Origin of the sequence: Flectobacillus roseus, assembly GCF_030056595.1 — a bacterium.
GTDB classification, from domain to species: domain Bacteria; phylum Bacteroidota; class Bacteroidia; order Cytophagales; family Spirosomataceae; genus Flectobacillus; species Flectobacillus roseus.
The window spans coordinates 64,121-77,221 of the sequence record NZ_JASHIF010000024.1 but is presented as its reverse complement, the minus strand read 5'-3'; the positions used below and the strand labels follow the sequence as shown (position 1 = coordinate 77,221).

The following is a 13,101-nucleotide window of genomic DNA, read 5'->3' as shown; positions in this document are numbered from 1 at the left end:
CACTAGTAGAAAGGGGTAAAATCATATTTGGTGTTTTTCGAAAATGTCCAAATATTCTTTGATTCCTTTTGTAGACTATCATAAAAATATGCAAGACCGTAAATTATTAATTCTGTTTGAAAAATATCAGCAAGGAAAGTGTTCGCCTGCTGAGAAAATCTTGATTGAACAATGGTTAGATTCATTGACCGAAAAGACCGATGAATCGCTAGAAAAGGAAATCGCTAAAGTAGGTGCTTTGAAGAGTAAAATGTATCAACAAATTCAAGCACGTTTGAGCGAGGAAACCCCTGCTAGAATAATACCATTTGGATTCAATAAGATTGCCAGAATTGCCGCGTCTGTCTTGTTGGTATTGGGAGGAATATTTGCTTTGAGCCCAATGGGTTATGATACGTTTGATTTAAAGAATGAAACTTTTCAAGCCTTTTCGGTTGGTAAAACAAAAAAGGTGATTTTAGAAGATGGCAGTATTATTTGGCTAAAGGGGAACAGTTCATTGACATACCCTGAACATTTTGTGAATGCTACCCGTGAAGTAAATTTGATTGGAGAGGCGCTATTTGAGGTTGCCAAAGATGCAAGTCATCCTTTTGTTGTTCATTCCAATGGGATGAATACTAGGGTATTAGGTACAAGTTTTAATATTCGACCAGTTGGAAACCATATCGAGGTGGTAGTATTTACTGGCAAAGTAGCAGTTTCTTTGGCAAATGGTAGTAAGCATACGTTGGTACTTCCATCGGGAAAGGCCATTTGTATGCCACAAGAAAAAGAAATTAAGGCAGCAACCGCTGAAAATGCCGCTTCGTATTTGCTTAATACTGAGTATAATATGAGTTTTGAAGATGCTCGAATGTCGGATGTAATAGAAAAAATCTCGACCAAGTTTGATGTAGAATTTGAGCTTACCAACAACACGATAGGAAACTGTTTAATCACCGCAGATTTTACAGACCAGTCATTGGATAAAACCATGACGATTCTTTGTCAAATTATGAATGGCAGTTATGTGATTGAGGGGAACAAAGTTTTTTTGAAAGCTGAGGGGTGCAGATAGATTGAGGAGTTTTGTTTATATAATCGTCATGCTATTAATCAACGACTTTTTAATACAAAAGCGCTAATATTTGAAAAAATAGATTCACAATTCACAACGAGTACTGTACGATGGATTAAGTTTTGTTTTTAAAATAAAATTGCCACTACTGCAAAAATGCTCAGGAAATGAATGTTTCGGAACATCATAAATCCTTCGTAAAGTACTAATTCACAACTCATAATTCATACTTGAAGATTAATCAATCATTAGACTAGTTCCAGTAGTCAACATGAGTAAGTGTCATTCAGGTGTTTGGATTGTTTCATTGCATTTTTTTAACAGTTTTAAACTATTAAAAAAAATGAGTCCAAGACTAAGTCTTGAACTAGTAAAGTGCAAAATAAGATTGAATTTGATAGGTTCAGTGCTGTTAGCCAAAGCATTAGGAAGAAATGTTTCTTTGAACTCATAAGAAATATTTTTGCCGAGAGCCCATAGCTAAAAGCCTAAAGCCAGATACTTGAATTTCATTCAGCACTAAAATTTTTATCACTCTAAAAATTAAATATCCTTAACTAATTCGTCAACCCTTAAAGCCAAAACGTCAAATGAAAAAAATCCAAGCATAAAAAAAGACAAGAGTGGTTCCAGCACTCTTGCCCTCGAATTTATTTGTTTCGTCACACCGCTCGGCAGCGGTGGCGAGAAAATATTGTCTTATCCCTCCATTTCAAAAAAGAATAAAACCCAATCAAAGGTATGACAGAAAATTATCGAATCAAAGAATTAATCCTTCGAATTATGCGGTTTACGATGTGTCAGGCCATCATAATTATGGTGTTCACAGGAATTATTCACGCCCATGTAAATCTTGCACAAGGTATTCTAAATCAGAATATTGCTGTCAAGGTAGAGAACGTGAAATTAAAGGCTGCTTTAACGCAACTAGAGAAAGAAGCGAAAGTAAAGTTTGTATATAGCAGTAGCCAAATCAATATCAATCAAATTGTTTCTATTAACTCTTCAAAAGAAACTTTAGGGAGTGCTTTGGAGGTACTTTTGAAACCTCTTGGTATTAAATTTTCGGTGCAAGACAATCGTATGATTATTTTGTCGAAGGTGGTAGACAACAATTTGAATCTTTTAAAGGCAAACGGTTTGCCCAACGCCCAAGCCGAAAGTAGCCAAGGAGAGGAAGTTACAGGAACCGTGGTAGCTGCCGAATCTGGTGAGCCACTTATTGGGGTTTCTGTAACGGCCAAGGGTACTCCTTTTGGTACAATTACTGACGAAAAAGGTAGATTTAGAGTCGTGGCGAAAAAAGGCTATGTGCTACTATTTACCTATGTTGGTTATGAATCGTATAGTGTTACCGTTGGAAGTGCAACGAATCTCAAAATTTCGTTGAAACAAGCACTTCGTTCATTAGACGAGGTAGTAGTAATTGGCTACGGTACTTCTTCCAAAAGAATCAATACTGGTTCGGTAACGTCGATTACTTCGGCTGAAATCGGAAAACAGCCAGTATCAAACGTATTAGCTGCTTTGCCAGGTCGTATTGCTGGCGCTCAAATTGCTCAAAACAATGGTTTGCCGGGGAGTGCTGTCCAAATTCAAATCCGTGGTCAGGGGTCATTGTCATCAGGAACAATTCCTTTGTACGTGATTGATGGTGTGCCGTTTACCAATTTTAATGGTGGTAGCCCCGCGACTGATAACCTTAATGCTTTTGGTATTTCAGGTGCAAATGGGGGTGTAAGCCCATTTAGCATGATTAATCCGAACGATATTGAGCGAATTGATATTTTGAAAGATGCCGATGCAACCGCTATTTATGGTTCTCGTGGTGCCAATGGCGTAGTGTTGATTACGACAAAAAGAGGACAGTCTGGTAAAACAAAATTTGATGTGAACGCTTCAACTGGTTTTACAGAATTGAACCGCTTTATTCCAATGCTAAGTCCAGATCAATATTATGATTTAAGAACACAGGCCTTCAAAAACGATGGTATTACCCCCAATACAAGTAATGCTCCAGATTTAACCTTATGGGATAAAACGAAAACTACCGACTGGCAGAAGTACTTCTTGGGAGGTACAGGTAAAGTAAGTGATGTACAAACGTCATTGTCTGGTGGTGATGCATTTACCAAATTTATGTTCAATTTGGGATATCGTAACGAAACTACGATTTTCCCGGGAGATTACTCAAGTACACGTTTTTCGAGTAGATTAAATCTAGATCATAGTACGAGAAATAAGAAATTGAATTTTACATTAGCCCTAAGTTATTCTAAGGATAAAACCGATTTGCCACAAAGTGATTTGACCTCGGTATACAATTTGCCTCCAAATTTACCGCTGTATGATGCGAATGGGAAATTGTTTTGGTCGAACAACTTCACCAATCCACTCTCAACACTATTTCGTCAGAACAATGCCAATACGTCTAATTTGATTAGCAATGCAACCGTTCGTTATAATGTTACAAAAGGATTAAACTTAAAGGCAAATTTTGGATATACTGTTACTGATTTGGAGCAGAAAAACTTGACGCCTGCATCCGTGTTGAACCCAGCTTCGAACCCGACAAGTACGTTAAACTTTGCCGATACTAGGGCTCAAAATTATATTGTTGAACCAACAGCAGAGTATGTTAAAGAAATTGGCAAAGGCAAACTTTTGGCAGTAGTGGGAGCAAGCTGGCAACATAATACTTCAAATGGGTTTTCGATGACTGCTACGAACTATAGTACAGAGGCGTTGTTGAATACCCTTTCGGGCGCGGGTTTAGTAACAGTTAACTACAATAACATTGTTGAATACAAGTACAATGCAATATTTGGACGTTTAAACTATGATTGGCAAGGCAAATATTTTGTCAATGCGACTTTCCGTCGTGATGGTTCTTCAAGATTCGGTCCTAACAATCGTTTTGGTAATTTTGGTGCATTGGGGGCAGCTTGGGTATTCTCACAGGAGGATTTTGCCAAAAGTATCTCAGCTTTGAGCTTCGGTAAACTACGTACAAGTTATGGAACAACTGGTAATGACCAGATCTCAAACTACTTGTATTTACCGCTTTATAACACTTCAACCACTTATTTGAGTAATCCGTCGTTGATTCCTTTGACTTTACCAAATGCCAACATTCAATGGGAGACTACTAAGAAGTTTGAAGCAGCCTTGGAGTTGGGTTTCTTGAAAGATAAAGTATTGTTTACAGCCGAATATTACAATAACCGCTCAGATAATCAGATAGGCTATTTACGTGTTCCAACCCAAAGTGGATATAACTCAGTACAAGCAAACTTACCAGCTTTGATTGAAAATAGTGGTTGGGAGTTTGAGGTAAATACCACGAATATTTCTCGTGGAGATTGGAAATGGACAACTACTTTCAATATTACCTTGCCGCAAAATAAGCTACTCAAATTTGATGGTATAGAAAATACTTTTTCAAATGGCTCTTATATCGTTGGTCAACCAATCAACTTTACTAGAGTGTTACACTTTTTAGGCGTTGATCCTAAAACAGGAGCAGCTCAATACGAAGATATCAATAAAGATGGCGTAGTGGATTTTAACGATAGGTATGTTGCCAAGTTTGGAACACCGTACTATGGTGGTTTGGGAAACTCTGTTTCATATAAAGGATTCCAATTTGATATTTTCTTCCAATTCAATCATCGTTTCGGACAAACAAACATTATCAATACACGTCCGGGAGCATTATCAAATCAAAATACCTCATATTTGAATATTTGGAAGCAAGAAGGCGATATCACTAGTCTCCCAGGGGCATCAGCAACAGCAGGAACCGTAATCGCAAACTCTTACAACTTCTTTAGTTCATCTGATGCTTTTTGGGGAGATGCTTCTTACCTGAAAATGCGCTCTGCAAGTGTTTCTTACCAGTTCCCGAGTCAAATTGCCAAAGCTGTTGGTATGACCAACTGTCGTGTATTTGTGCAAGGACAAAACTTGTTTACTTGGTCAAAAAACAAATACATTTTGGATACCGAAACTCAAGTTCAAGGTGGCCCGTCTGGTTTGGGAACAGGAACAATTGGGCAAGTATTGCCTCCACTCAGAACCATCATGTTAGGACTTAACTGCTCATTTTAATAGAATTTACTATGATTACTATACATAAATTTAAAAGTGGATTTTGGGTATCAGCCATCGCTATTTCGACTTTGTTTAGCTCATGTGAGTCGTTTGTAGATCTTGGTGCTCCTCCAACACAAGTTGTGTCTCAGGATGTTTTCAAGGCAGATGCTACTGCAACTAGTGCTGTGCTTGGATTGTATTCTACGGGTACAATGACCAATTTTGTTCAGGCAAGTACTTTCTTTCCTGGCATGTCAGCGGATGATATTCAATACAATACGGTTAATACTTCATACGATGAATTTGAAAGAAATGCGTTGACTAATACTAATTCATTGGTAGAAAACTCTATTTGGTATATTGCTTATCAGGAAATCAAAAATGCCAATAACGCTATTGCTGGTCTGAATCAATCACAAACATTGACGCCGTCGATAAAAGACCAATTGTTAGGAGAGGCAAAATTTATTCGAGCCCTAACTTACTTTTATTTGGTAAATTTATTTGGGGACGTACCTATGCCGCTAACCGCTGACGCTGATTATGCTACCAATGCGATTTTGCCAAGAACGCCAGCAGCTGATGTTTGGAAACAAATCATTACCGATTTGAAAGAAGCACAAGCGCAACTTCCTGCTACTTACGCGGGAACGTTTAAGGCCAGAGCCAATAAACATGCTGCGTCAACTTTGTTAGCAAGAGCATATTTGTATACAAAAGACTGGGCAAATGCTGAAACTAATGCTACCTCTGTGATCAGCTCGCAAGCCTATACTTTACCAGCATTGGCAGACGTATTCGTGAATACGAGTAACGAAATTATTTGGCAACAGGCCAATTTAACTGGAGTATCAACTTTCGGGGCTAACTTCTTAGCGGCGTCTGGTGTTATTCCTGCCTACACGCTTGTAGATACTCTCTACAAATCATTTGAGGATGCTGATTTAAGAAAAACAAACTGGGCAGGTGTTACGACCGTAGGTGGTGTAAAATATTACTTTATCAATAAGTACAAAGTAAGAACTGGCACTGGAAATGAATACAACGTTGGTTTGCGTTTTGCAGAATTGTACTTAATTGATGCAGAGTCTAAAGCTCAACAAGGTAAAATTGTAGAAGCAAAAGCCCAAGTGGATATTATTCGCAAAAGAGCTGGCTTAGCGGCCTTGCCTAATGCTATTACCAAAGACCAATTGTTACTGGCTATTGAAAAAGAGAGACAGCTAGAATTATTTGGCGAATGGGGACATCGTTGGCTTGATTTGAAACGTACAGGTCGTGCCGATGCTGTTTTGGGAGGAATTAGAAAAAATACTTGGAAATCAACCGCTGTATTGTACCCAATTCCAGAAAATCAGCGTGTAGCCAATAAAAATTTGACTCAAAACCCAGGGTACTAGGTGCTGATGTAGAATGGTGAGTTAGTAGTATATCCCTTTCGGATATCGGATGTTGGATTGAGGAAGTATAACCTACTTTTTTTACCCCAAAAAAAATGAAGGTACTTTCAATATTTCCGCAATCAACAATCCTAAGTCCGCAATTGTTTGTAACCTTTTAAATAGGTCTAACTCACAATTCCGCACTAATATTCCAAGATGCCTATTCTTGTTTCCTAGATGTTTTGTAATTTCATTTTGAAACAAGAATAGGTATTATGAAAAAAATTGGAAATGCTTTGCTGTGGTTACTTTTGATATGTTCAAGTGTATTGGGACAGAAACAACCTGAACAAACTCAAAGGTATCAGATTAGTGGTAAAATTGAAGGACTCAACAATCGGAGAGTCTTTTTGAAAAGCTATTTCCACGAAAAAGAAATAATTGATTCTGTTTTTTCAAAAGATGGCGTTTTTCGATTTCAAGGGAAAATGGCATACCCTCAAACTGTTACCCTATATCTAAGCCCCATGACTGACGAACGAAAAATAGTAGTACAGGCGGGGAATATACTGGTAAAGGCGAAAGCAGGCGATTTGGAACATGCTCAAATACAAGGTTCAAGTGCCAATGACGACATGGATATTTATCAAGAACAGATAAAACTGGGACGAAAATTTGCCAAAGGAGTCAGTGCTGTAGAGGCAGATTCTACCCTGACATCTCTCGAAAAACAAAGAAGAATCTATGCCATTTTTACCAAAGTTGAATCATTTTATGATAGTGTGACCACCGAATTTGTCAAATCTCATCCCAATTCTATGGTTAGTGCGATGGTTATCAAATCTAGGTTTATACAGGCTAATCAGGAAGCAAAAGCACGCGAAAGTTTTGAGGTTTTGACTGATGTTGTAAAGAAATCATTTTATGGAAAAATGATTCAGTCCTATTTGTTTGAAAATGAAAAAGTTAGTGTTGGTAAAATCGCTCCTGCATTTATGATAAAGGATGTAATCGGAAATCCATTCCAATTATCGTCATTAAAAGGTAAGTTTGTACTCATTGACTTTTGGGCTAGCTGGTGCGGCCCGTGTCGTCAAGAAAACCCTAATTTGGTACAGGCTTATCAACAATTTAAAGATAAGGATTTTGAGATAATCGGCGTTTCGATTGATGATAATACAAAGAGTTGGACAAAGGCCATCGAGGTGGATTCGCTCCAATGGACACAGGTTTGCGACGGAAATGGGATGGAAGGAGAGGTGGCCAAACGCTACTTAATCTCTTCGATTCCTACTAATTTTTTGTTAGATAAAACGGGCAAAATTATCGCCAAAAACTTGAGAGGCGAAGAGCTCAAAATAGCATTAGAACATTTTATTAAATAGATAAAATCATAAAGTTGGGGCAATACTACCTCGTATGAGTGCTGAAACAGTTTACTAGGGATATCGGATTTTAGGTTTCGGAAGCGTAAGCTTCTATATTTCCGAAATCAGAAATCCCAAATCTTAAATTGTTTGAAATCCCTCGTACTCTCCTGACTCATAATTCATCATTTTCAAAGTTTAAACAGTTCTTTTATGAAAAAAATACTATTGACAATGGGCATTGGCATGCTCGCTGTCTCAGGGCTTTTTGCGCAAAAAAAAGCCATTACAACTGATAAATACTATATTTCTGGCAAAATCGCTGGTCTCAAAAATGAGAAAGTGTATCTGTCGTCTTATAACGGAAAAGGTTTTGACATTGATTCCTTAGTCAGCACTGATGGGACTTTTCAATTTCAAGGAGAAATCAAACATCCTTTGATTTATAACCTTTACCTCGTTCCTAAAAAAGAGAGTGCTCGTATATTTGTTCAAAGTGGTAAAATTACAGTTATGGCATCAAAAGATTCCATCAGTAAAGCAATTGTCAAAGGTTCTAAAATGCATGATGATTGGTTGATCCATCGTAAGCAAATGGATGGAGCGCATGCACTTATGGGCAAAGCGGATAAAATGTTTTGGGAAACTAGACAAACTAAAATGCCTGATAGTGTGGCAATTCGTGAAAAAGCAAGTAAGCTGTTTCGTCAGGGCGAAAGTTATGCAGATAGCGTTTGTAAGCAATTTATTTCTACTCGCCCTACTTCGTTGATTAGTCCATTTATAATTTATAGTTATTTTACAAGACCAGGTTCTGAGGAAAAAGCAAAAGAGTATTTTAGCTATTTGGCCAAAAATGCGCAGGAATCATACTATGGAAAAGAAGTAAAATTCTTTTTGGACAAAGCTGCAAAAGTAGATGTGGGTCGTATGGCACCTGTGTTTACCATGGCAGATTCTTCTGGGAAAGCCTTTAATTTGACGTCACTAAAAGGTAAATATGTGCTGGTAGATTTCTGGGCAAGTTGGTGTGGGCCTTGCCGCAAAGAGAACCCCAATGTGGTAAAGGCGTATAACCAATACCGTGATAAAAACTTTGAAATTGTAGGGGTATCTCTCGACGATAAAAAAGCCAATTGGATGAAAGCAATTGAAGCTGATAAACTAACTTGGATTCATGTTTCTGACCTAAAAGGTTGGCAAAATGAGGCAGCTAAATTGTATGCGGTTGCAGCAGTTCCGATGAATTTTTTGTTAGACAAAAATGGTAAAATCATTGCCAAAAACCTCCGCGGCGAAGATTTGGAGAAAAAACTGGCAGAGTTAGTGAAAGAATAAATAGGAGAGGTAAGGTGTTGTAATACATAGATTTATGTGTAATATTTTATCTCTCTATTAAAACCGTACGCATCAGGTGCTTGATTGGACAAACCTGACAATAAATCCTTTAGAAATCAGATGAATAACACATTTGAGAAGTTTATTCATTGTCCTGTTGCTACGGTTTTTAAACTAACGACCCTCAATTAATCTCCCCTGAAATGTAGTTTAGGCTTTCTGTCTATTTTTCAGTCAAATATTTTTCAAAAACAGTGAATCACTGCTTTTTGAAACCATAATATTGTTTAAATCAGCATTTGATGCAAAGTGTTTCGTCTTGCACTAATCACGTTTAAAAGCAATCTTCATTCACTCAATTCTGGATATCCCATGTTTCAAGAATTATTGTTAAGTATTCTCCTTGAATATCTCAAAGAAATTACTAATTTATTCATCAATAAACCGTTTAAAATTATATGAAAAAAATCTTCACCTTATTCCTGCTCTGTCTAACGATAGTGGCTGAGGCTCAAATCAAAAAGCCTGTAAAGTGGTCATTCAAAGCTACTAATTTGCCTAACAAGGAGGTTCTGTTGACTTTCACTGCTGCCATCGACGAGCACTGGCATATTTATTCGCAACATATCGCTGAGGGCGGTCCTGTGCCCACAAAGTTTAAATTAACACCTTCGCCAGATTTTGAGCTGATAGGTGGAGTTTCGGAGGATAGTAAAGTCATAAAAGCTTTTGACCAAACTTTTGGAATGGACTTATTATGGTTTGAAAAATCGGCGAAGTTTTCCCAAAAGATTAAGGTCAAAAGTACAACGACAACCGTCAAAGGTTCGGTGGAGTTTATGGTATGTGACGATAAACAGTGTCTTCCACCAGATGAGTTGGAGTTTTCGATTCCTGTGAAGGTGGAAGAAGAAAAGAGCACGAAGAAAGACACTAGTCTTGTGACAATTCCCCAGAAGGATACGATGATTCAAGAAGCTAGTACAGCGACTCTTCCTGTTGCCAGTGTAGATACTGCCAGTAAGGCACAAATCAGTTCCGCAGCACTGCCTCCCAAAGAGGAGCAACAAGCACTGTGGTTAACATTCGTGGCTGGTTTATTAGGTGGTTTTGCAGCCTTGTTGATGCCTTGTATTTTTCCGATGCTGCCTATGACGGTAAGTTTTTTTACCAAACAAGCTAGCTCAAAGTCAAATGGAATTACCAAATCATTGGTTTATGGTCTGTCGATTATTGTAATATATGTTGCCTTAGGAATATTGATAACGGTATTTTTTGGCGCTGACGCCCTCAACGACCTCTCGACCAATGGAATCTTCAACTTGGTCTTTTTTGTTATGTTGATTGTTTTTGCTGCCTCCTTTTTTGGCGCATTCGAAATTATGTTACCAGCATCGTGGCTCAATGCCTCAGATAAAGGCGCCGATAAAGGCGGATATTTAGGGATTTTCTTTATGGCAACGACACTTGCGCTAGTCTCTTTTTCATGTACGGGTCCTATCATTGGAACACTATTGGTACAGGCTGCCACGATGGGGCAACTATTAGGACCAGCCACTGGAATGTTTGGCTTTGCGTTGGCATTGGCATTGCCGTTTACTTTGTTTGCCATGTTTCCATCATGGATGAACGCTTTGCCCAAATCAGGAGGATGGTTAAATTCTGTCAAAATTGTCTTGGGCTTTTTGGAAATAGCCTTGGCCTTGAAATTTTTGTCAAATGTGGATTTAGCTTACCATTGGCAGTGGTTCGACCGTGAAATATTTTTGACCCTCTGGATTGCTATTTTTGCTTTATTGACGCTTTATCTTTTGGGGAAAATTCAATTTTCTCATGATTCCGCTGTGGCTTATTTATCGGTTCCACGTTTGTTTCTGGCTATTATTTCTCTAGCATTTACGGTGTATATGGTGCCAGGCTTGTGGGGTGCTCCGCTCGACTCGATTGCGGCATTTTTACCACCACAACATACCCAAGATTTCGATTTGTACACACAAAAAATTGGAACAGGTAATCCACAAACGAGTCAGCACCCAGTTCGAAAATATGGTGAAATTTTTCATGCACCACTCAATCTTGATACCTTCTTTGACTATGAGGAGGGAATGTCCTACGCAAAAGCCAATCATAAGCCTGTTATGATAGATTTTACGGGTCATGCCTGCGTCAATTGCCGAAAAATGGAGGCAACTGTTTGGTCAAAACCTGCTGTACTAACTCGTCTACAAAATGACTATGTGATTATTCAACTGTATGTTGATGACAAAACCGAATTGGCGAAGTCAGAACAATTTTTTTCTAGTTACAGCCAAAAACAAATTACGACTATTGGCAAAAAATGGAGCGAAATGCAGGCAAAGCAGTTCAATACCAATTCTCAGCCTTATTATGTCTTACTTGACAACGAAGGACAGACTTTGGTAAAGCCACAAGGAGCCAATTATAACGAAAACAACTTTTTATCTTTTCTTGAAAGTGGTTTAAAAGCTTATCATACTCGATAAGAAGGAAGGTAGTCGGGAATAAGCAAAGGCGATTGGCAAAAGTTTTATTTGTTCATCTGCCCAGTTTTGTAATGCTTTCTCTTGTTATAAAGTAGTAGTTTATGGTTGGTTTTATAACCAGCAAAAGATATAATTTAGTTAAGGTAAACGACGCAAAAAGCTACTGCTATGATATAGTGTAGCTTTTTTTTTGCATTAAATAAAAATCTCTGGGTGCTATCTAGTGACTATGGCGGTACAAGAAATATCGTTAGTCAAGAATTGATTTGTTAATTATTCCTTTTCTTTCAAAGATGAACCTCTCACAATTAATTCTGAACGAACGACTAAGGTACTGATAGGGTTAACTTTTGTATCTCCAGCCAATTGCTCAATCAAACTTTTGGCTGCAATTTCGCCCATATCTATTCCGGGGTAATCTATCGTGGTAAGTTGTGGTTCAATGATTTTGCCAATAGCATCATTATTAAAGCCAACTATCGCAATGTCTTCAGGAATGTTTATGCCATTTTCTTTTAGCGTTTTCATACAAACCGCTGCTGAAAAATCATTCGTAATAAATGCTCCATCGGGGCGTGGATTCATTTGTAAAATATACTCAGCAGCCTCTACGCCACACTGTTCGCTCAAATCTTTAATTAAAACATTGCTGTCGTTGAAGGTCAAACCTTCTTCTTCTAGTGCATCTCGGTAGCCTTTATAACGTTGTTGGTAGACGTTGCGGGATAAACTGGCGGTGACTAAGACAATATTCTTACAACCTTGTGCTATCAGGTGTTTGGTTGCTTGATAACCACATTTATAATTATCGATAATCACTTTGGCACTGTCCGAACGCTCTTCGACACGGTCAAAAAAGATAACAGGAATATGCTTGTCGTGATATTGTTTGTAATGGTTGAGGTTGGTAGTGTTTAATGCCAAGGAGGCAATTAATCCGTCTACTCGTTTGTGAAAAAGATTCGTGGCGTTGGCAACTTCTTTTTCATAGCTCTCATACGAGTGTGCAATAATCAAATCATAGCCTGCTTCAGTTGTAATTTTTTCAATCCCTGCCAGAACTGAGGTAATGAAGTTGCTATTCAATTCGTGTACGATTACTCCAATCGTATTGGTTTTTTGTCTGCGAAGATTACTAGCAATAATATTTCTGCGGTATCCCAATTCGATGGCTGTCTCCAAAATCTTCTTTCTGGTCTCCTTTTTAATAGCAGGATGATCTTGTAATCCACGACTCACCGTCGCCGACGAAATGTTCAATTTTTGGGCAATATCGTATATGGTTGTTTCTTTCTTTGTGTTCTTCATATCGCAAACGTTTGCGTAAAAATACTAAAAAAAATCTTTTGTTTAAG

The 13,101-nt window shown here is 38.1% G+C and carries 7 protein-coding genes; 6 read left to right on the top strand and 1 reads right to left on the bottom strand.

The annotated features are described in order from the left end of the window. The first annotated feature begins 43 nt into the window (after positions 1-43). The 6 genes from QM524_RS22280 (at position 44) to QM524_RS22255 (ending at position 11,746) form a co-directional block, all read left to right on the top strand. Positions 44-1,060, top strand: a complete 1,017-nt coding sequence (locus tag QM524_RS22280) for a FecR family protein (protein WP_283346302.1) — start codon at positions 44-46, stop codon at positions 1,058-1,060. A gap of 741 nt (positions 1,061-1,801) precedes the next feature. Then, positions 1,802-5,170 carry a TonB-dependent receptor gene (locus tag QM524_RS22275; protein WP_283346301.1) on the top strand — a complete coding sequence of 1,123 codons (3,369 nt, stop codon included), beginning with the start codon at positions 1,802-1,804 and terminating at the stop codon, positions 5,168-5,170. Positions 5,171-5,181: 11 nt separating this feature from the next. Further along, positions 5,182-6,555 (top strand): RagB/SusD family nutrient uptake outer membrane protein, encoded by a 1,374-nt coding sequence (locus QM524_RS22270; RefSeq protein ID WP_283346300.1) that lies wholly within the window; start codon positions 5,182-5,184, stop codon positions 6,553-6,555. Positions 6,556-6,812: 257 nt separating this feature from the next. Beyond that, the gene (locus QM524_RS22265; protein ID WP_283346299.1) at positions 6,813-7,922 is read left to right on the top strand and encodes a TlpA disulfide reductase family protein; all 1,110 of its coding nucleotides are present in this window, start codon (positions 6,813-6,815) and stop codon (positions 7,920-7,922) included. Between the two features lie 195 nt (positions 7,923-8,117). Further along, entirely contained in the window at positions 8,118-9,242 is a 1,125-nt protein-coding gene (locus tag QM524_RS22260) for a TlpA disulfide reductase family protein (RefSeq protein ID WP_283346298.1), read from the top strand. Between the two features lie 458 nt (positions 9,243-9,700). Continuing rightward, the gene (locus tag QM524_RS22255; protein ID WP_283346297.1) at positions 9,701-11,746 is read left to right on the top strand and encodes a protein-disulfide reductase DsbD family protein; all 2,046 of its coding nucleotides are present in this window, start codon (positions 9,701-9,703) and stop codon (positions 11,744-11,746) included. Between the two features lie 273 nt (positions 11,747-12,019). On the opposite strand, the gene QM524_RS22250 is transcribed toward QM524_RS22255, so the two are convergent. Next, positions 12,020-13,054: a LacI family DNA-binding transcriptional regulator gene (locus tag QM524_RS22250; RefSeq protein WP_283346296.1), complete on the bottom strand. Its 1,035-nt coding sequence runs from the start codon at positions 13,052-13,054 to the stop codon at positions 12,020-12,022. Positions 13,055-13,101: the final 47 nt, after the last annotated feature.

What these genes read in the sequence shown, in the direction of transcription:
- QM524_RS22280 (WP_283346302.1), top strand. Translation starts at nt 44, where the DNA reads ATGTCCAAATATTCTTTGATTCCTTTTGTAGACTATCATAAAAATATG.
- QM524_RS22275 (WP_283346301.1), top strand. Translation starts at nt 1,802, where the DNA reads ATGACAGAAAATTATCGAATCAAAGAATTAATCCTTCGAATTATGCGG.
- QM524_RS22270 (WP_283346300.1), top strand. Translation starts at nt 5,182, where the DNA reads ATGATTACTATACATAAATTTAAAAGTGGATTTTGGGTATCAGCCATC.
- QM524_RS22265 (WP_283346299.1), top strand. Translation starts at nt 6,813, where the DNA reads ATGAAAAAAATTGGAAATGCTTTGCTGTGGTTACTTTTGATATGTTCA.
- QM524_RS22260 (WP_283346298.1), top strand. Translation starts at nt 8,118, where the DNA reads ATGAAAAAAATACTATTGACAATGGGCATTGGCATGCTCGCTGTCTCA.
- QM524_RS22255 (WP_283346297.1), top strand. Translation starts at nt 9,701, where the DNA reads ATGAAAAAAATCTTCACCTTATTCCTGCTCTGTCTAACGATAGTGGCT.
- QM524_RS22250 (WP_283346296.1), bottom strand. Translation starts at nt 13,054, where the DNA reads ATGAAGAACACAAAGAAAGAAACAACCATATACGATATTGCCCAAAAA.